The sequence below is a fragment of the Seohaeicola zhoushanensis genome, from assembly GCF_014656415.1.
GTDB lineage: Bacteria > Pseudomonadota > Alphaproteobacteria > Rhodobacterales > Rhodobacteraceae > Seohaeicola_A > Seohaeicola_A zhoushanensis.
On sequence record NZ_BNCJ01000017.1, the window covers coordinates 1 to 17882 of the forward strand.

The window sequence follows — 17882 nt, forward strand, 5'->3', positions numbered from 1 at the left end:
CACAGGCCGGAATAGACAGGGGGAGTCGCGCCGCAGGCGCGGCGGGGGCAGCGCCCCCACCCTGCGCAGTGGGTCAGCGCGGCGCGATGGAGCAGCAGCCGTTCCACAGGGTCAGGCCGCCCGGATGCGAGACCAGGTTGATCTCGAGCCCGAACATGCGGTCGCTCATCCCGTCGCTGCAGAGCCCGCGCGAGAGCACCGCGGCGCGGCCCTCGCCAAGCCCGATCAGGAAGCGGTCGCTGCGGCCGCCGCCGGGGGCGAGCGTTCCGGCGGGCCAGTCCTCGGCGCCGCCTTCCATCGGGTTGAAATGCGCGCCCGTGCCTTGCGTGATCCGCAGCGACCAGAAGGGCTCGGTGCCGCCGCAGGTCAGCGCGTGGCCCGCCAGGTCCTCGCTGCCGTGCTGCTGGCGCAGGTAGGCCAGCGCGGCCCAGCCCGCCGTCTCGCCGGTATTGACCAGGCCCCAGCGCCCGCTCGGGTCGGCGCCGACCACCTCGACCGCCGTTGCGCCGGGCGCCAGCGTGCCGACGATGGGCGCCTGGGCCGAGGGGCTTTCGCGCAGGTTCAGCACGTCGTTCGCCGCCACGCCCGCCACGTCGAAGAGCGAGGGAAACTCCTGCGCCGCCAGCGGAGCGGCCGCCAGGAGGGAAATTGCAAGGGACAGTGCTTTCATCGCCGGGCTCCCCAGCTGACCGACACGTGCCGGCGGGTGTAGAATTCGCCCATCAGGCCGATCATCGTCAGTGCGATGCCGACCCAGAGCGCGTAATGCCAGTTCGAGAAATGCGGATTGTAGTTGATGAAGACGAAGCCGCGCGCCTGGTCGATGGTGTGGAACAGCGGGTTCCAGTCGAAGATCGGCAGCATGAAGCCGGGCAGCGTGTTGGCCAGGAACATCTTGCCCGAGGCGATCATGTTGGCGCGCTGGTAGACGGTGGCGGCGATGCCCGAGACCGAGGGGAACCAGGGCTTGAAGGCCAGGAAGACCAGCCCCACGGCGCAGCCGGTGAACCAGCTGAGCAGCAGCATCCCGAAGGCGGCCAGCGGCTGGTCGATGTATACCGGCGTGACGATGGTGTGATAGCCGAAGAGGATCACGAACATCGACAGCACCTGGGTATAGAGCGAGCCGAGCGCGGCGGCGCTGATGGTGATGGCGGTGTTCAGCGGGGCGTGCTGCAGCATCGTGCTGCCCGGCCCCTCGGCCCCGGTGACGGCGGCGACCCCCTTCACGTGGCACTGGAACAGGAAGATGCCCGACATCACGTAGAGCAGGAAATCGCCCCGCACCGCCGAGCCGCGCAGCTTGAGCACCACGAACATGAAGTAGAAGATCAGCACGAAGACGATCACCTGCATCATGTTCAGCCCGATGGCGATGAAGGCGTTGTTGTGCTTGGCGCGCACCGAGCGCACCACCGAGTGGAAGATCAGTTCGAGCGTGGTCAGCGCGCCGGACAGCGGCGAGCGGTGTACCCTGTGTCTGAACATCGTTCCTGGCCCTGCGCCCCTGGTTCGACCCGGCACGGACTTCTTGCCGATCCGTTGCATTGCCAGCATAAGGGGGGCCAAATGAATTTTCAACAAACCCCCGGACGAGTGGAGCAGATCGCGTGAACTACGAGACTTTGGTGCCATTGATGCGCAAACTGGCGATCGAGGCAGGCGAGCGGATCATGGAGATCTACGGGACCGATGACTTCGCGGTGAAGTCCAAGTCGGACGCCAGCCCCGTGACCGAGGCTGACGAGGCCGCCGATGCGCTGATCTCTGCCGGCCTGCGCGCGGCGCTGCCCGAGGTCATGCTGGTGACCGAGGAACAGGCCGCCTCGCACAGCGCGAAGGGCGATACCTTCCTGATCGTCGACCCGCTGGACGGCACCAAGGAATTCATCAACCGCCGGGGCGATTTCACCGTGAACATCGCGCTGGTGGAAAAGGGCGTGCCGACGCGCGGCGTGGTCTATGCGCCGGCCAAGAACCGGATGTTCTTCACCCTGGCCGATGGCACCTCGGTCGAGGAGAGCGGCGCCTTCGACCCGGCGACCGTGGGCGAGACCAAACCGATCCGCGTGGGCAAGCCCGACAATGGCGCGCTGATGGTCGTGGCCTCGAAATCGCATCGCGACCAGGCCACCGACGACTATATCGCGCAGTATGCCGTGCGCGACATGACCTCGGCGGGCTCGTCGCTGAAGTTCTGCCTTGTTGCCACCGGCGAGGCCGATCTCTATCCGCGCCTCGGGCGCACGATGGAATGGGACACCGCCGCCGGCCATGCCGTTCTGCTTGGCGCGGGCGGGCAGGTGGTTCGCTTCGACGACCAGACCCCGCTGGCCTATGGCAAGGAAGGCTTCGCCAACCCCTTCTTCATCGCCTATGCGCCGGGCGTCGAGCTGAAGCAGGCGCTCTGATGTCGGTCCTGATCGCGATCCCGGCCCGCTATGCCTCGGTGCGCTATCCCGGCAAGCCGCTGGTCGAGCTGACCGGCGCGACCGGGAAGAAACAGACCCTGATCGAGCGGTCCTGGCGCGCGGCCTGCGCGGTGGGCGGGGTCGACCGGGTGGTCGTGGCCACCGATGACGACCGCATCCGCGCCGCCGCCGAGGCCTTCGGCGCCGAGGTGGTGATGACCTCTTCGGATTGCGCCAACGGCACCGAGCGCTGCGCCGAGGCCCATGCCGCGCTGGGCGGCGGCTACGAGATCGTGGTGAACCTGCAGGGCGACGCGCCGCTGACCCCGCATTGGTTCGTCGAGGACCTGGTTGCCGGCCTGCGCGCCGCGCCCGGCGCGGGCATCGCCACGCCGGTGCTGCGCTGCGACGGCGAGACGCTGAACAGCTTCCTCGACGACCGCCGCCATGGCCGCGTGGGCGGCACAACGGCGGTCTTCGCCGCCGATGGCACCGCGCTCTATTTCTCGAAGGAGGTGATTCCCTTCACCTCCAAGCGCTATGGCCCGATCGAGCCAACGCCGGTGTTCCACCATGTCGGCGTCTATGCCTACCGCCCCGACGCGCTGGCGGCCTATCCGTCCTGGCCTGCCGGCCCGCTGGAGCGGCACGAGGGACTCGAGCAGCTGCGATTCATGGAGAACGGCGGGAAGGTGCTCTGTGTCGAAGTCACGGCGCGGGGCAGACAATTCTGGGAACTGAACAACCCCGAGGACGTTCCCAGACTCGAGGCGATGATGGCCCAGATGGGGCTGGAGTGACGTAGGGGCACCGGAAATTAGGGTTTTCGCACCATTTTTTTGCAGTGCAGCGAACTCATGCCGATGGCTTGGGGGTATCCCCCTTCTCGCACTGGAAATGTAGTAAAAATAAGCTTAGTAATGGGCCGCCTGCCACAAAAATACCCTTTCCGGCGATTAACTAGTTCGCTGTTCGATACGAATTGAGGATCAGAATGCGCAAAAAAGTCACCAAAGCCATTTTCCCCGTAGCCGGCCTTGGAACCCGTTTCCTTCCCGCCACCAAGTCGGTTCCGAAGGAGATCATGACCTTGGTGGACCGTCCGTTGATCCAGTATGCGATCGACGAGGCGCGCGCCGCCGGGATCAAGGAATTCATCTTCGTCACCTCGCGCGGCAAGAGCGCGCTGGAGGACTACTTCGACCATTCGCCGATCCTCGAGCAGGAGCTGCGCAAGAAGGGCAAGACCGAGCTTCTGGCGCTGCTCAAGGACACCAACATGGACAGCGGCGCGATTGCCTATATCCGCCAGCACAGGGCGCTGGGCCTTGGCCACGCGGTCTGGTGCGCCCGGCGGCTGATCGCCGACGAGGCATTCGCGGTGATCCTGCCCGATGACGTGATCGCGGCCGAGACGCCCTGCCTCAAGCAGATGGTCGAGGCCTATGCCGAGACGGGCGGCAACATGGTTGCCGCGATGGAGGTGCCGCCGGAAAAGGCCTCGGCCTATGGCGTGCTCGATGTCCAGGAGGACATGGGCTCGATCGTCTCGGTCAAGGGCATGGTGGAAAAGCCGAAGCGGGAAGAGGCGCCGTCGAACCTCGCCGTGATCGGCCGCTACATCCTCGGGCCCTCGGTGCTGAACAACCTCAACAAGATGCGCGCGGGCGCCGGAGGCGAGATCCAGCTGACCGACGCGATTGCCGCCGATATCGGCACGGCGAACGGGGTCTATGGCTACCGCTTCCGTGGCCAGCGGTTCGACTGCGGCTCGAAAGCGGGCTTCCTGCAGGCAACCGTGGCCTTTGCCCTTGCCCGCGACGACCTGCGCGACGACCTGAGCGCCTACCTGCGCGAAGTGGTGAACATGTCGAAAGCCGCCGAGTGAGGGCCAGTCCCGGCACCGGCACAGGACAGTTCTTGAAGGCGACCGGTCATGCACCGGTCGCCTTTTTCCATTGCCGGGCCTGACGACGTGACCGACGCGCGCCCGAGCCTGGCTCAACGCTACCGCCTGCGTCTGAAGCGCCGCCGCCTGCTGTGGCGCTCGTTCCGGAGCCGTCACGATCTGGTCGCGCTGGCCGACCGTTCGGGGGCGATCCGGGCGGGTGACATTCTCGCGGTGATGGTGGTGCGGAACGAGGCGCAGCGGCTGCCCTACATGCTCGACCATTACCGCCGGCTGGGCGTGTCGCATTTCCTCGTGGTCGACAACATGAGCAGCGATGCCACGGTCGAGCTGCTGCGCGCTGCGCCGGATGTCTCGCTCTGGCAGACCGGGGCGAGCTATCGGGACGCGCGTTTCGGGCTCGACTGGGCGAGCTGGCTGCTGATGCACTTCGGGCATGACCACTGGTGCCTGATGGCCGATGCCGACGAGCTGCTGGTCTATGCCGGCTGCGACCATCACGACCTGCGCGACCTGACCGCCCGGCTGGAGGCGCGTGGGCAGCTGGCCTTCGGGGCGCTGATGCTCGACCTCTACGCGAAGGGGCCGGTGGGCGAGGCCGATGCGGCCCCCGGAACAGACCCTGTGCAGGCGATTTCGTGGTTCGATGCCGGCCCTTACCGCGCGGTGCGCCAGGTGCCGGGGATGAACCTCTGGGTGCAGGGCGGCATGCGCGAGCGGATGTTCTTCGCCGATGCGCCCGAGCGGTCGCCGACGCTGAACAAGCTGCCGCTGCTGCGCTGGAACCGGCGCTGGGCCTTCACCAACTCGTCGCACGCGCTGCTGCCCTGGCAGGTGAACATGGCCTGGAGCGGCCCCGGCGGGCCCGAGCCGGCGGGGGTGCTGCTGCATACCAAGTTCCTCGCTGACGTGGTGGACCGCGCGGTCGAGGACCTGCAGCGCCGCCAGCACTTCCACGACCCCGACCTGCTGGTGCCCTACTATCGCGCCATCGCCGCGCGCCCGGTGCTCTGGACCCCGGACTCGCGGCAGCTGGAGGGGTGGGAGACGCTGGTGCAGCACGGGCTGATGCCCGCGATCGACTGGTGAAACCCCGCATCTCGGGGGCCGCGCCGCCACAAGCGCAAGCTTTGGCGTGTTTCACCCCGTCACGGCTCTTGTAACCGAATGTAAATTCACCGACTCTCATTCTGGGCGAATTTCCGCCGCCTTGGGGAAGAGAACGTGAGCCTTTGGGATTCCTACCGCATGCGGGTCCGGCGCAGATACCGTCTGCTTCGCGCTGCGCGGAAGTCCTTCGAGCTGAAGCCGTTCCAGGACCACACCGGTGCGATCCGCAAGACCGATGTGCTGCTGATCTGCACCATGCGCAACGAAGGTGTGCGGCTGCCCTATTTCCTCAGCTATTACCGGGGGCTTGGCGTCGGCCACTTCCTCTTCGTCGACAATGACAGCAGCGACGACACGCTGGATCAACTTGCCGGGCAGCCCGATGTTTCGGTCTGGACCACCACCGCCAGTTACCGCCGGTCGACTTTCGGGGTCGACTGGGTGAACTGGCTGGCCCGCAAACATGCCCACGACCATTGGACGCTGGTGGTCGATCCGGACGAGTTCTTCATCTACCCGTTCTGCGACACCCGCCCGATCCCGGCGCTGGTCGACTGGCTCGACAATTCCTCGATCCGCAGCTTCTCGGCCATGCTGATCGACGTGTATCCCAAGGGGCGGATCGACGCGCAGCCCTACCTGCCGGGGCAGAACCCGCTCGAGATCGCCTCGTGGTTCGACAGCGGCAACTACACGATCAAGCGCAACAAGACCTATGGCAACCTCTGGATCCAGGGGGGGCCGCGCGCGCGGATGTTCTTTGCCGAGGCGCCCGAGCAGGCCCCCGCGCTGAACAAGATCCCGCTGGTGAAATGGCACCGCAAGTATGCCTTCGTCAGCTCGACCCACACGCTGCTGCCGCGCGGGCTGAACCAGGTCTATGACGACAGCGGCGGCGAGAAGGCCTCGGGCGCGCTGCTTCATGCCAAGTTCCTCGACACCTTCACCGCCAAGGCGAGCGAGGAGCTGGAGCGCGGGCAGCATTATGCCAACTCGATGGAATACCGCGCCTATGCCGAGCGGTTGAAGGATAACCCCGACCTCTGGTGCAAGTGGAGCGAGAAATACATCAACTGGCGCCAGCTCGAGATCCTCGGGCTGATGAGCAAGGGCAACTGGGCATGACCGTCGGGATCGTCATGCTGGTGCATACCGCGCTGGACCGGGCCGAGCAGGTGGCGCGGCACTGGACGGCCTCGGGCTGCCCAGTGGTGATCCATATCGACCGCAACGTGCGCCGCCGCACCCACCGCGCCTTCGTGCAGGCGCTGGAGGGCGATCCGCTGATCCGCTTCTCGAAGCGGCACCGCTGCGAGTGGGGGACATGGGGGATCGTCGCGGCCTCGCAATCGGCCTCGGAGCTGATGCTGAAGACCTTTCCCGAGGTGCGCCACGTCTATCTCGCCTCGGGGTCCTGCCTGCCGCTGCGGCCGGTGCAGGAGCTGATCGACTACCTTGCCGCGCGCCCGCAGACCGATTTCATCGAAAGCGCCACCACCGCCGACGTGCCCTGGACGGTGGGTGGGCTGGACGAGGAACGCTTTACCCTGCGCTTCCCCTTCAGCTGGAAGCGCCAGCGGGGGTTGTTCGACCGCTATGTCGCGCTGCAACGGCGCCTGGGCATCCGCCGCCGGATCCCCGCAGGCATCGTGCCGCACATGGGCAGCCAGTGGTGGTGCCTGACCCGGCAGACCCTTTCGGCCATCCTCGAAGCGCCGAACCGGAAGGTCTTTGACGACTATTTCAAGGGCGTCTGGATCCCGGACGAGAGCTATTACCAGACTCTGATAAGGCTTTACTCGCGCAACGTGGAAAGCCGCTCGCTGACGCTGTCCAAGTTCGATTTCCAGGGCAAGCCGCATATCTTCTACGACGATCACCTGCAACTGCTGCGCCGGTCCGACTGTTTCGTCGCGCGCAAGATCTGGCCGCGGGCGGACCGGCTCTACCAGGCGTTCCTGACCGACAGCGCCCATGCGATGAAGAAGACCGAGCCGAACCCCGGCAAGATCGACCGCATCTTTTCCAAGGCGGTGGAGCGGCGCACGCGGGGGCGGCCCGGTCTCTACATGCAAAGTCGGATGCCGAAGCACGGGTTCGAGAACGGCATCACCTCGGCGCAGTATTCGATGTTCCAGGGCTTTGCCGAGTTGTTCGACGATTTCGAGACCTGGCTGGCGCGGGCCACCGGGGCGCGGGTGCATGGCCATCTCTTCGCGCCCGACCGGGCCGAGTTCGCCGGCGGCCAGACCCTGATCAACGGCGCGCTGAGCGACAGCGCGACGGTGCGCGACTATGCGCCCGAGAGCTTCCTCACCAACCTGATCTGGAACTCGCGCGGGGAGCGGCAGTGCTTCCAGTTCGGCCCGGCGGACAACCAGGCGGTCAACTGGCTGGTGGCGCGCGACCCCAATGCGCAGGTCTCGGTGATCTCGGGCGCCTGGGCGGTGCCGCTGTTCCGGTCGAACCGCAACTTCGGCGAGATCCGGAAAGAGGCGGCGCGGCTGCAGAAGATCGAGAAGGAGCATCTGGACGTGCTGCGGTCGTATTACGCCAAGGCGCGGGTGCGGATCTGGACCATGGCGGAGTTCGTCGAGGCGCCGATGGAGCCCTTGCAGACCATCGTCGACGAGATCGGCATGGTGCACCAGCGCCGTCTGACCGAGGCGCCGCGCATGGTCGACCTGTCGGGCTTCGGGCAGTTCCTGCAGAACCTCAAGAACCAGGGGATGCACCCCTATCTCATGGGCGACTTCCCGGTCGAGCAGGCCCCCGCCACGGCACCGGGCACGCCGCGCAAGCCCTATCTGGTGCGCTGAGGCATGGCGGAGCGTTTCGACTGGTTCGTGGTCTTCGCCGAGATGCGCACCGGCTCCAACTTCCTGGAGACCAACCTGAACGCGCTGGCGGGTGTGACCTGCCACGGCGAGGCCTTCAATCCGCATTTCATCGGCTATCCCAACCGCGACTCTGTGCTGGGCCTTTCGCGCGCCGAGCGCGACGCCGATCCGCTGCGGCTGGTCGCGGCGGTGACGGCGGCGCCGGGGCTGGCGGGGTTTCGGTATTTCCACGACCACGACCCGCGCGTGCTGGATGCGATCCTGAACGACCCGCGCTGCGCCAAGATCGTGCTGACCCGCAACCCGCTGGAAAGCTACGTCAGCTGGAAGATCGCCAAGGCGACCAACCAGTGGAAGCTGACCGACGTGAAGCGCCGCAAGGAGGCGCTTGCCGAGTTCGATGGCGATGAATTCGCCGGTCATGTGGCGACGTTGCAGGGCTTTCAGGTCACGCTGCTGAACCGGCTTCAGACCAGCGGGCAGACGGCCTTCTACCTCGCCTACGAGGACCTGCAGGACCTTGCCGTGATGAACGGGCTGGCGGCCTGGCTGGGGGTCGAGGCGCGGCTCGACAGTCTCGACCAGAGCCTGAAGGTGCAGAACCCCGAGCCGCTGGCCGCCAAGGTGGCGAACCCCGAGGAGATGGAGCGCGCGCTGGCCGCCTTCGACGCCTTCAACCTGGCGCGCACTCCGAACTTCGAGCCGAGGCGCGGGGCGGGGGTGCCGTCCTATGTCGCCGGGGCGAAGACGCCGCTGCTCTACCTGCCGGTGCGGGGCGGGCCGGAGGAGGAGGTGACCGGCTGGCTGGCGGCGCTGGATGGCGTGGCGGTCGAGGATCTGCCGACCGGCATGAACCAGAAGCAGCTGCGCCAGTGGAAGCGGTCGATGCCCGGCCACCGCAGCTTTACCGTGCTGCGCCACCCGGCGGCGCGGGCGCACGCGGTGTTCTGCCGGCGGATCCTGAACCGGGGGGCGGGCAGCTTTGGCAAGATCCGGGATATCCTGAAAGGCCAGTTCAAGCTGCCGCTGCCGGATGATCCGTTCAGCGCCACCTATACCGCCGAGCGCCACCGCGAGGCCTTCGAGGGCTTCCTCGCCTTTGTGAAGGCCAGCCTTGCCGGGCAGACGGCGCTGCGGGTGGATGCCAGCTGGAGCACCCAGGCGCAGAGCCTGACCAGCTTTGCCGAGTTCATGGTGCCCGACCTGGTGCTGCGCGAGGAGGAGCTGGACCAGTTGCCCGCGCTTGCCCGCCGGCTGGGCCATGCGGCGCCGCCGGCCTGCGTGGCCGCCGCGCCCGATCAGCCGCACGCGCTGGGCGCGATCCATGACGCCGCGCTGGAGGCGCTGGTGGCGGATACCTACCAGCGCGATTACCTGATGTTCGGATTTGGGCCCTGGCGGGGCTGAGGCGTCAGGCTGCCTGGATCGAGTGATCGGAGGTCAGCAGCGCGTAGAGCTTGGCCGGCTCGGGGTTGGCGCGCAGCTTGGAGCAGAGCGCCGCGTTGCGCAGCGTGCGCGAGACCAGCGCCAGCGCCTTGAGGTGGTCGACCCCGGCCTCTTCCGGCGCAAAGAGCGCAAAGGCCAGGTCGACCGGCTGCCGGTCCACCGCACCGAAGTCGAGCGGCTTTTCCAGCATCACGAAACATCCGACCACCCGGGCCAGGCCCGGCAGGCGGGCATGGGGCAGGGCCACACCGTGGCCCACGCCCGTCGGTCCCAGGCTTTCGCGTTCAAGCAGGGCGTCGACAATCGTGGACGGTTCGAATCCATAGGCCGAACCGGCGAGATCGCCGATTTCCTGAAACAGGCGCTTCTTGCTGGAAGCGGCCTGGAACACCTTGACAGCTTGCTGCCTCAGGATGCTCGAAAGCTCCATGCGGGGACTGCTCCGTTTGTGCAGCGCGCTCGGGCTGCGTTCGCGTTATTCTTGGCTGCGCGGGTCGATCCAGCCGATGTTGCCGTCTTCCCGGCGGTAGACCACGTTCAGGCCTTTCTTGGATTCGTTCCTGAACACCAGCACCGGCGCGCCGGCCAATTCCATCTGCATCACCGCCTCGCCGACGGACAGCGAGGGTATCTTCGTCTCCATCTCGGCGACGATGATCGGCTGAAGCGTTGTCGGCTCCGTGTCCTCCGACTCGTCTTCAGCGGCGAGGATATAAGAGGATGCGCCCAGATGTTCAACCGGTTCCGACCGGTCGCGGTGGTGGTCCTTCAAGCGGCGCTTGTAGCGGCGCAACTGCTTGTCCATCTTCTCGGCGCAGGCTTCGAACGCGGGGTAGATCTCGTTTGCATGGGCCTTGGCGGTGACGTTCAGCCCGGTCGAAAGATGCACGACCGCCTCGCACACGTATTCATGTGCCGAGCGGGAGAAGACCACGTTGGCATCGGTCGGGCGGCCGGAATACTTCCCGACGATGTCGTCCAGCTGCGTCTGGACGTGGGATTGGAGAGCTTCTCCGATGTCGATCTGCTTACCGCTGATTTTGTAACGCATGCGTGCTCCTTCACATTGGCCGGCCGGCCTGCGCCGCGATCGCGCGGCGCGGGTGGTTCATTCTCGGCTGGCGGAAAAGGCGAAAGCGTCCGGTTCTGCGCACAGCCGCCCGAACGTCTGGGTCTGACCTGAACATGCATCGCACCGAGCAATCGCCATATGTCAATTGACGCATCAGTCCGTCACGGAGTCAATGATAACCGCATTTCATGGTGTCCATGATCGTACCGCCGCCGATTCCGGGCGCGCCTCAGCTGATGCGGAAATTCTCGCCCAGGTAGACGCGGCGGACGTTCTCGTTCTCGACGACCTCGGCCGGGGTGCCCGACATCAGCACCTGGCCGTCGTGCAGGATATAGGCGCGGTCGACGATCTCGAGCGTCTCGCGCACGTTGTGGTCGGTGATCAGCACACCGATGCCGCGTTTCTTGAGGTCGGCCACGAGGTGGCGGATCTCGCCGACCGAGATCGGGTCGACCCCGGCGAAGGGTTCGTCGAGCAGCAGGTATTTCGGTTCCGCCGCCAGGCAGCGGGCGATCTCGACCCGCCGCCGTTCGCCGCCCGACAGGGCCAGCGCGGGGGCGCGGCGCAGGTGTTCGATGGAGAAGTCGGACAGCAGCTCTTCCAGCCGCTCGCGCCGCTTGTGCGGGTCGTCATGCACCACGTCGAGCACGGCGAGGATGTTGTCCTCGACCGAGAGGCCGCGGAAGATCGACATTTCCTGCGGCAGGTAGCCGATGCCCAGCCGCGCGCGGCGATACATCGGCAGGGTGGTCACGTTCTGCCCGTCGATGGTGACGGTGCCGGCTTCGGGGAAGACCAGCCCGGCGATGGCGTAGAAGGAGGTTGTCTTGCCCGATCCGTTCGGCCCCAGCAGCGCCACCACCTCGCCCCGGTGCAGGGTCATGGTGACGTCGCGGATCACCATCCGGCGCCGGAAGGACTTGCGCAGGTGCTCGATCACCAGGCCGGACTTGCCGTCCGTCACGGTCAGCTCGGGGCGTGCCATCAGTTGCCCTTCGGGTTCAGCACGGTCTTGACGCGCCCGTTCATCTGGGCCGTGCCGGTGGCAAGGTTGACAGTCGCGCGGTCCGAGGTCAGCGCGTTCGGCCCCTGCGTCAGAAGGACGTTGCCGGTCATCACGATGACGCCGGTGTCGATGCTGTAGTCGGCGCGGTCGGCCTCGGCCGCGTCGGGGCCGCTGACCAGCACCACGTCGCCGGTGGCCTCGACCCGCTGGATGCCGCCGCCGTCCTTGTTGTAGACGACCAGAACCTGGCGGGCGGTCAGCTTCATCTCGCCCTGGCCGACCAGCACGTTGCCCTTGAACAGGGCCGATCCGTCGGTCTGGTTCACGTCCAGGCTGTCGGCGGTCACTTCCACCGGCAGGCTGGTGTCGGCCTTGACGGCCCCGAAGGCAAGGTTGGTGGTCTGTGCCTGTACCGCAGAAGCGGCAAGCATCACGCAGACAGCCAGGATCCGAACAGGCAGCACAATCATTTTTCCGTTATTTTCGGCTGATATACCAGCTTGACGCCCTGTTTGAAAAGCAATTGCACAGGTTCACCTTCGTTTTTCGGGCCGAATTCCATCTGCCCGGCGTTCAGGGTGCCGAAGGGCCCGACGCCCGAGACCGGTCCGGGCGCGCTGCCCGAGACCCCGTGGAGCGAGGTGTTCAGCACCTCGGTGTTCAGCGTGAAGCCGGTCGAGGTCTCGATCTTCACCTCGCCGGTGAAGGTCGCCATGTCCTCTTCGATGTCGACGCGGGCGGCGTTCGAGTCGAGCGTCACCACCTCGCCCGAGCTGCGCGTCATCTTCGCCTGCACCTCCTCGGCCTCGGCCGGGGCGCCGGTGGTGCCGGGGCGGGCGATGCGGGCCCTGACCGTCACCTCGTCGCCGTTCGGCGTGGTGCCCGAGAAGAAGGGCGCGGTGATCTGCTGGGTGCGCAGCCGGTCGGCGACCTCGTTCTCGGCGAAGGGGATCTTGGCGTCGAAGTTGACCCCGCGCGAGATCAGGAACAGCGTGGCGAGGATCGCCAGCGCAAGCAGCGGCAACAGCACCTTGAAGAAGGCGACCATGCGGGAATAGAGATCCATCCCGCCTCCTCCCTCAGCCCAGACCGACGCGCAGGCAGTCGTGGATGTGCAGGAGCCCCAGCGCCGGTCCCGGTCCCTCGGTCACGAAGAGCGAGGTGATCTGCGCCTTGTTCATGATCGCGGCGCCGGCCTCGGCCAGTGCATCCGGGCGGATCGACTTCGGGTTGCGCGTCATCACCTCGCCCGCCGTATGGTCGAGCAGGCCCGAGACCTGGCGGCGGATGTCGCCGTCGGTGATGATCCCGACCAGGTTGCCCGCCGCATCGGTCACGCCGGTCATGCCGAAGCTGCCCCGGCTGATCGCCGCCAGCGCCTCGGCCATGGGCGTCGTCTCGGTGACCATCGGCACCTCGGCGATCGGGTGCATCAGGTCCTGCACGCGGGTCAGCTGCGCGCCCAGCTTGCCGCCGGGGTGGAAGTCGCGGAAGTGCTCGGCCCGGAAGTCGCGGTAGCGCATCAGCGCCACGGCCAGCGCGTCGCCCATCGCCAGCGTCAGCGTGGTCGAGATGGTCGGCACGATGCCGTAACCGCAGGCCTCGCCCAGGTTCGGGATCAGCAGGTGCGCGTCGGCGGCCTTCATGAGCGAGCTTTCGGGCCGGCTCGACAGGCCGATCAGCGGGATGCCGAAGCGGCGGGTATAGGCGACGAGATTCGCCAGCTCCGGCGCCTCGCCCGAGTTCGAGATCGCCAGCACCACGTCGCCCTTGGCCACCATCCCGAGGTCGCCGTGGCTGGCCTCGGCCGGGTGCACGAAATGCGCCGGCGTGCCGGTGCTGGCCAGCGTCGCGGCGATCTTGCGCCCGATGTGGCCCGACTTGCCGATGCCGCTGACGATGATGCGCCCGGTGGCCGAGAGCATCAGCCGCAGGGTCTCGGCAAAGCCCTCGTCCAGCCCCTCGGCCAGCGTGTCGAGCGCGCGCGCCTCGTCGGTTATGACCTGGCGCGCCGTGGCGAGGAATGTCTCGGACTGGCTCATGAATGGGCGAAGATATCGATTTCGGGCCAGCCGGCCAGGTCGAGCTGCGCCCGCGCCGGCAGGAAGTCGAAGCAGGCCTGCGCCAGCCCGGTCCGCCCCTCGCGCGCGAGCAGCTTGTCGAGTTCCTTCTTCAGCCGGTGCAGGTACAGCACGTCCGAGGCGGCATAGTCGAGCTGCGCCTCGGTCAGGTTGGCCGCACCCCAGTCGCTCTGCTGCTGCTGTTTCGAGATGTCGATGCCGAGCAGGTCCTGCGTCAGGTTCTTGAGGCCGTGACGGTCGGTATAGGTGCGCACCATCCGGCTGGCGATCTTGGTGCAATAGACCGGCGCCGCCAGCGCCCCGAAGGCGTTGTAGAGCGCGGCGATGTCGAAGCGGCCGAAGTGGAACAGCTTCAGCACCTCGGGGTTCTCGAGCATCCGCGCGAGGTTCGGCGCCTCGGTCTGGCTGCGCTCGACCTGGACGATATGGGTATTGCCGTCGCCGCCCGACATCTGGATCACGCAGAGCCGGTCGCGATGCGGGTTCAGCCCCATCGTCTCGCAGTCGATGGCCACGATTGGGCCCATGTCGAGCCCGTCGGGCAGGTCGTTCCGGTAGAGATGATTCGCCACGCGCCGGGGCTCCCATGTGTCGCCGCGAGGATGCGGCCTGTGCCGGGAAATAGGCGCTTTGCGCCGCAAACTCAACCGCTCGTCCCCGGTGACATCGGCGGTTTACCGGCACGTAAGGAGTTTGGTCTAGGACCACCAGGCACGGTCTGCGAGGCGGGCCGGCGAAACGCGGAGAGCACGCCATGAACCCGTTGTCCCCCCTGCCGATGGCGGTGAAGCTGCCAATGGCGATCCTGGCCCTGATCCTGCCGGTGGTGATCGGCATCGGCCTCTACCGCGCCGCCCCCTGGTGGGACCTGGTGCTGGCGGGCGGGGTGGCGGCGCTGGTGGCGCTGGCGGTTTCGGCGCTGGTGCTATGGGCGGCGCTGGTGCCGGTTCGGCGGATCGGCCGGGCCATGGGCGAGATCGCGGAGGGCAAGGACGCGGCCGTGGTGCCCGGCGCCACGCGCCGGGATGAAATCGGGCAGCTGGCGCGCGGGCTCGAAACGCTGTGCCAGGCGGCGGTCGTGGCCGAGGCCGCCCGTATCGAGGCCGCCTTCCAGCGCGGCGGGTTCCGCAATGCCTCGGCGGCCATGCTGATGGTCGACCGCGACTTCAACATCAACTTCATGAACGCGGCCATGGTCGCGGTCTTCAACGAGAAGATCGAGGATTTCCGCAAGCTGACCGGGGTGCAGCAGGCGCGCGACCTGATCGGCCTGAACATGGACCGTTTTCATGCCGTGCCCGCCCGCGTGCGCGAGATCGTGTCCCGCCCCGAGAACCTGCCGATGCGCGCGGTGATCAAGGTGGGCGCGACCTATTTCTCGCTGATGATCGCGGCGATTCCCGACGAGGCGGGCGGGACGGCCGGCCTGGTGCTGGAGTGGAAGAACGAATCCAAGGCGTTGCGCGATGCGACGATCATCGCGGCGCTCGACGCCAATTCGGTGCGGATCGAGATCACCAGGGCGGGCAGGCTCGGCTGGGCCAACAGCTTTGTCTGCCGCAGGCTGGGCCGACAGGTCGAGGACCTGCTCGACATCGAGGTCGATACCATCATGACGACGCCGGCGAAGGCCGGCGAAACCGCGCCGCGCCTGTCCGAGATCGCGCAGATGCGCGAGGTGGTGATGCGCGAGGTGGTCATACGGATCGACGGCCGAGAGATTCGCATCGACGCGACGCTGACGCCGATGAACGATCCGCAGGGCAATCCGGCGGGCGTGGTCATGGTCGGCGCCGACGTGACCGAAGAGCGCAACACGCTCGAGGCGGCGAATGCCGAACGGGCGCGCAACGAACGCGAGCAGGCCCAGGTGGTCGAGAACCTGCGCCAGGGCCTGACCCGCCTTTCCGAGGGCGACCTGACCGCCCGGATCGAGACCGCCTTCGCCACGCAATACGAACAGCTGCGCCAGGATTTCAACGGCGCGACCCGGCGGCTTGAAGCGGCGATCGGCAGCATCGCCCTCAGCGCCGGGTCGATCCGGTCGGACACCGACAGCATCAGTGCCGCCTCGCAGTCGCTCTCCAAGCGGACCGAGACCCAGGCGGCGACGCTGGAGGAAACCGCCGCGGCGCTCGACAGTCTGACCGGCTCGGTGCGGACCACCGCCAGCGACGGCGCGAAGCCGGCGGAAGGCGACCGGCCCCGCCTGCGCGCGGCGGGCTGAGGCCGCGGGGTGGCGGGTCATGGGCATATGTCGCAGGGGACTTGTGCTCTGGACGGCGTTTTCCCGGCGACACGGGGAAAGGGCGCGATCCTTTCAGGCCATTGCCAACCCGAAGTGCCGGATGAAAGACTGCGGGGCAGGGGGCGCCGGCGCCGCGCCCGCGCAATCCTGTCGGGCCCCGCTCGGCGCCGTCGGAGGAGTTGAATGCTGCTACGCGCCCTGATCTCGTCGCTGCTGATCTGCCTGGCCCAGGTGGCCTCGGGGCAGGAGGTGGTGATCGGCCGGGCCGATCTGGTGCCTTCCGGCCTGCCCGGTCTTGCCATCGCCCGTCCGCTGGACCGGCCCGCCACGCCGCGCCCGGCAGCACTCGCCGGTATCGCCGAGGGGATTCCGGGCGCCAGGCTGCTGAATTCCCTGGTCGCGCGCGGCAAGGCACAGGGCCTGGACGGCATCCTCTACGAGAACCGCGATCGCGGCCATTCGACCCTCTCGGCCGAGGCCTTCCCGGGGCTCACCTTCCTGAGTTTCGACAAGGCGCTGAAGGGTGAGGGGTTCGACTACGGGCTTGCCGGCAAGGTGGTGGTCGAAGGCCCGCTGATCGGCAATTCCTCGACCGCCCTGACGCGGGGGCCCTTCGCGCGCAGCCTGACCCGGCTCGCGATGACATCGCGCCTGGGCGCCGAGATTGCGCAGAGGCAATATGCCGCCGACAGCCTCTATATCTACCCCGAGCATCGCGACCACGACGGGCGCGATCTCTATCCGGCGATCTGGCCCTATACTATCAACAGTCAGGGCTCGTCGGGGTCCGATCAGCCTATAATTCGGGCCCTGCTGATGACGCTTGCCGGTTTCACCGCCGAGACGCGGGCGCGCCTGGTCGAGACGCACCAGCTGGCGCCGGCGCTGCAGATGATCCTGCGGCGTAACCTGCTGGGGGTCGACAGCGATGCCGACTACATGACGGCGCTGGCGCATCCTTCGGCCATCGACGGCACCACCCTGCGGCCCGAGCGGATGATCGCCCAGGCCGCGGCGATGCGACCGGACCAGCTTCCGCCGCCGCTGAGGATTGAGGTCGAGGAGGAGACCTTTCGCACCGCTGCCGGCCTGACGGGCAAGAGCGAGATCCTGTTCACCACGCCGCAGGCCATTGCCCGGCTCTGGCGGGCCGGCGACTGGGCGCGCGAGATGATGATTTCGGCGCAGAGCGATCCGGTGGCCGAGGGTCAATCGCTGCGCTTTCACTGGGTGCTGCTGCGCGGCGATCCCGAGAAGGTCTGGATCACCAGGCTCGACGAGGCCGGGAGCAGGGCGCGGCTACGTATCGCCTGGCACGACGAGTTTGCCCTGCCGGGACGCGAGACGCGGCTGACCTCGCGGGTGGATATCGGCGTCTTTGCCGAGACCGGCGCCGCGGTCAGCGCGCCGGCCTATGTCTCGGTCGCCTTTCCCACGCATCAGAAGCGCGAGTATCTGCCGGGGCCGGACGGGGCGATGCGGTTGGTCTCGGTGAATTACAACGCCGCCGGGCGCAGCACCGAGTTCGATCCGCGCCTGTTCTGGACCGGAGCCTGGCGCGACGAGATGCGCTATGACGCGGAGGGGCAGCTAGCCGGCTGGCAGCGCCACGATGAAGGGCCGGGCGGTGCAGGGCAGGGCGGCCAACGTGTGACGGATTTCGCCGCGGACGGAAGGCTGCGGGACGGGCGGATCGTGCGCTATGCCCCGGTCAACCCGGCACTGCCGATGGTCCTGGACTGGCGTGCCGAGTAGG

Annotated in this window: 18 protein-coding genes; 9 read left to right on the forward strand and 9 right to left on the reverse strand. The window is 67.2% G+C overall.

Annotation, left to right across the window (positions count from 1 at the left end):
- Positions 1 to 73: 73 nt before the first annotated feature.
- Together IE266_RS20420 and IE266_RS20425 are read right to left on the reverse strand one after the other, a co-directional pair.
- The gene (locus IE266_RS20420; RefSeq protein WP_189681980.1) at positions 74 to 670 is read right to left on the reverse strand and encodes an SH3 domain-containing protein; all 597 of its coding nucleotides are present in this window, start codon (positions 668 to 670) and stop codon (positions 74 to 76) included.
- Positions 667 to 1488 carry an ABC transporter permease gene (locus IE266_RS20425; RefSeq protein ID WP_189681981.1) on the reverse strand — a complete coding sequence of 274 codons (822 nt, stop codon included), beginning with the start codon at positions 1486 to 1488 and terminating at the stop codon, positions 667 to 669. The genes IE266_RS20420 and IE266_RS20425 overlap by 4 nt, the downstream gene beginning before the upstream one ends.
- Positions 1489 to 1610: 122 nt before the next feature.
- On the opposite strand from IE266_RS20425, the gene cysQ reads away from it, so the two are divergent.
- The 7 genes from cysQ (at position 1611) to IE266_RS20460 (ending at position 9677) form a co-directional block, all read left to right on the forward strand.
- On the forward strand, positions 1611 to 2411 hold the full coding sequence (gene cysQ, locus IE266_RS20430) for a 3'(2'),5'-bisphosphate nucleotidase CysQ (RefSeq protein WP_189681982.1): 801 nt from the start codon (positions 1611 to 1613) through the stop codon (positions 2409 to 2411).
- Complete coding sequence (locus IE266_RS20435) at positions 2411 to 3211, forward strand: 3-deoxy-manno-octulosonate cytidylyltransferase (RefSeq protein ID WP_189681983.1); 801 nt, start codon at positions 2411 to 2413, stop codon at positions 3209 to 3211. Before cysQ ends, IE266_RS20435 begins: the two co-directional genes overlap by 1 nt.
- A 194-nt stretch (positions 3212 to 3405) precedes the next feature.
- Positions 3406 to 4299 (forward strand): UTP--glucose-1-phosphate uridylyltransferase GalU, encoded by an 894-nt coding sequence (gene galU / locus IE266_RS20440; RefSeq protein WP_189681984.1) that lies wholly within the window; start codon positions 3406 to 3408, stop codon positions 4297 to 4299.
- Positions 4300 to 4347: 48 nt separating this feature from the next.
- Positions 4348 to 5409: a glycosyltransferase family 2 protein gene (locus IE266_RS20445; protein WP_189681985.1), complete on the forward strand. Its 1062-nt coding sequence runs from the start codon at positions 4348 to 4350 to the stop codon at positions 5407 to 5409.
- A gap of 159 nt (positions 5410 to 5568) precedes the next feature.
- Positions 5569 to 6555 carry a glycosyltransferase family 2 protein gene (locus IE266_RS20450; RefSeq protein WP_189682070.1) on the forward strand — a complete coding sequence of 329 codons (987 nt, stop codon included), beginning with the start codon at positions 5569 to 5571 and terminating at the stop codon, positions 6553 to 6555.
- Positions 6552 to 8249, forward strand: coding sequence for a DUF5927 domain-containing protein (locus IE266_RS20455; protein WP_189681986.1), 1698 nt, complete (start codon positions 6552 to 6554; stop codon positions 8247 to 8249). The genes IE266_RS20450 and IE266_RS20455 overlap by 4 nt, the downstream gene beginning before the upstream one ends.
- 3 nt (positions 8250 to 8252) lie before the next feature.
- The gene (locus IE266_RS20460; RefSeq protein ID WP_189681987.1) at positions 8253 to 9677 is read left to right on the forward strand and encodes a nodulation protein NodH; all 1425 of its coding nucleotides are present in this window, start codon (positions 8253 to 8255) and stop codon (positions 9675 to 9677) included.
- A 4-nt stretch (positions 9678 to 9681) separates the two neighbouring features.
- Here the strand turns inward: IE266_RS20460 and IE266_RS20465 are convergent, their stop codons facing one another.
- From IE266_RS20465 to IE266_RS20495, 7 genes are all read right to left on the reverse strand, one after another.
- Positions 9682 to 10146: a PTS sugar transporter subunit IIA gene (locus IE266_RS20465; RefSeq protein ID WP_189681988.1), complete on the reverse strand. Its 465-nt coding sequence runs from the start codon at positions 10144 to 10146 to the stop codon at positions 9682 to 9684.
- Between the two features lie 45 nt (positions 10147 to 10191).
- Positions 10192 to 10767: a ribosome hibernation-promoting factor, HPF/YfiA family gene (gene hpf / locus IE266_RS20470; RefSeq protein WP_189681989.1), complete on the reverse strand. Its 576-nt coding sequence runs from the start codon at positions 10765 to 10767 to the stop codon at positions 10192 to 10194.
- A gap of 250 nt (positions 10768 to 11017) precedes the next feature.
- A complete protein-coding gene (gene lptB / locus IE266_RS20475; RefSeq protein ID WP_189681990.1) occupies positions 11018 to 11776 on the reverse strand; it encodes an LPS export ABC transporter ATP-binding protein in 759 nt (252 codons plus the stop codon).
- Positions 11776 to 12267 (reverse strand): lipopolysaccharide transport periplasmic protein LptA, encoded by a 492-nt coding sequence (gene lptA, locus IE266_RS20480; protein ID WP_189681991.1) that lies wholly within the window; start codon positions 12265 to 12267, stop codon positions 11776 to 11778. The genes lptB and lptA overlap by 1 nt, the downstream gene beginning before the upstream one ends.
- Positions 12264 to 12863 (reverse strand): hypothetical protein, encoded by a 600-nt coding sequence (locus IE266_RS20485; RefSeq protein WP_189681992.1) that lies wholly within the window; start codon positions 12861 to 12863, stop codon positions 12264 to 12266. The genes lptA and IE266_RS20485 overlap by 4 nt, the downstream gene beginning before the upstream one ends.
- A 13-nt stretch (positions 12864 to 12876) precedes the next feature.
- Positions 12877 to 13839, reverse strand: a complete 963-nt coding sequence (locus IE266_RS20490) for a KpsF/GutQ family sugar-phosphate isomerase (protein WP_189681993.1) — start codon at positions 13837 to 13839, stop codon at positions 12877 to 12879.
- Complete coding sequence (locus IE266_RS20495) at positions 13836 to 14450, reverse strand: ribonuclease D (protein ID WP_189681994.1); 615 nt, start codon at positions 14448 to 14450, stop codon at positions 13836 to 13838. The genes IE266_RS20490 and IE266_RS20495 overlap by 4 nt, the downstream gene beginning before the upstream one ends.
- A 182-nt stretch (positions 14451 to 14632) precedes the next feature.
- Here IE266_RS20495 and IE266_RS20500 point away from each other — a divergent pair, with 182 nt between their 5' ends.
- On the forward strand, positions 14633 to 16105 hold the full coding sequence (locus IE266_RS20500; RefSeq protein ID WP_189681995.1) for a methyl-accepting chemotaxis protein: 1473 nt from the start codon (positions 14633 to 14635) through the stop codon (positions 16103 to 16105).
- A 204-nt stretch (positions 16106 to 16309) separates the two neighbouring features.
- A complete protein-coding gene (locus IE266_RS20505) occupies positions 16310 to 17881 on the forward strand; it encodes a hypothetical protein (RefSeq protein WP_189681996.1) in 1572 nt (523 codons plus the stop codon).
- The last annotated feature ends 1 nt before the right edge of the window (position 17882 follow it).

Excerpts from the sequence above, each read along its gene's own strand:
- IE266_RS20445 (WP_189681985.1), top strand. The coding sequence starts at position 4,348 with ATGCACCGGTCGCCTTTTTCCATTGCCGGGCCTGACGACGTGACCGAC.
- IE266_RS20450 (WP_189682070.1), top strand. The coding sequence starts at position 5,569 with ATGCGGGTCCGGCGCAGATACCGTCTGCTTCGCGCTGCGCGGAAGTCC.
- IE266_RS20420 (WP_189681980.1), bottom strand. The coding sequence starts at position 670 with ATGAAAGCACTGTCCCTTGCAATTTCCCTCCTGGCGGCCGCTCCGCTG.
- galU (WP_189681984.1), top strand. The coding sequence starts at position 3,406 with ATGCGCAAAAAAGTCACCAAAGCCATTTTCCCCGTAGCCGGCCTTGGA.
- IE266_RS20500 (WP_189681995.1), top strand. The coding sequence starts at position 14,633 with ATGAACCCGTTGTCCCCCCTGCCGATGGCGGTGAAGCTGCCAATGGCG.
- IE266_RS20435 (WP_189681983.1), top strand. The coding sequence starts at position 2,411 with ATGTCGGTCCTGATCGCGATCCCGGCCCGCTATGCCTCGGTGCGCTAT.
- IE266_RS20425 (WP_189681981.1), bottom strand. The coding sequence starts at position 1,488 with ATGTTCAGACACAGGGTACACCGCTCGCCGCTGTCCGGCGCGCTGACC.
- hpf (WP_189681989.1), bottom strand. The coding sequence starts at position 10,767 with ATGCGTTACAAAATCAGCGGTAAGCAGATCGACATCGGAGAAGCTCTC.
- IE266_RS20465 (WP_189681988.1), bottom strand. The coding sequence starts at position 10,146 with ATGGAGCTTTCGAGCATCCTGAGGCAGCAAGCTGTCAAGGTGTTCCAG.
- IE266_RS20505 (WP_189681996.1), top strand. The coding sequence starts at position 16,310 with ATGCTGCTACGCGCCCTGATCTCGTCGCTGCTGATCTGCCTGGCCCAG.
- lptB (WP_189681990.1), bottom strand. The coding sequence starts at position 11,776 with ATGGCACGCCCCGAGCTGACCGTGACGGACGGCAAGTCCGGCCTGGTG.
- IE266_RS20455 (WP_189681986.1), top strand. The coding sequence starts at position 6,552 with ATGACCGTCGGGATCGTCATGCTGGTGCATACCGCGCTGGACCGGGCC.
- IE266_RS20460 (WP_189681987.1), top strand. The coding sequence starts at position 8,253 with ATGGCGGAGCGTTTCGACTGGTTCGTGGTCTTCGCCGAGATGCGCACC.
- lptA (WP_189681991.1), bottom strand. The coding sequence starts at position 12,267 with ATGATTGTGCTGCCTGTTCGGATCCTGGCTGTCTGCGTGATGCTTGCC.
- IE266_RS20485 (WP_189681992.1), bottom strand. The coding sequence starts at position 12,863 with ATGGATCTCTATTCCCGCATGGTCGCCTTCTTCAAGGTGCTGTTGCCG.
- IE266_RS20490 (WP_189681993.1), bottom strand. The coding sequence starts at position 13,839 with ATGAGCCAGTCCGAGACATTCCTCGCCACGGCGCGCCAGGTCATAACC.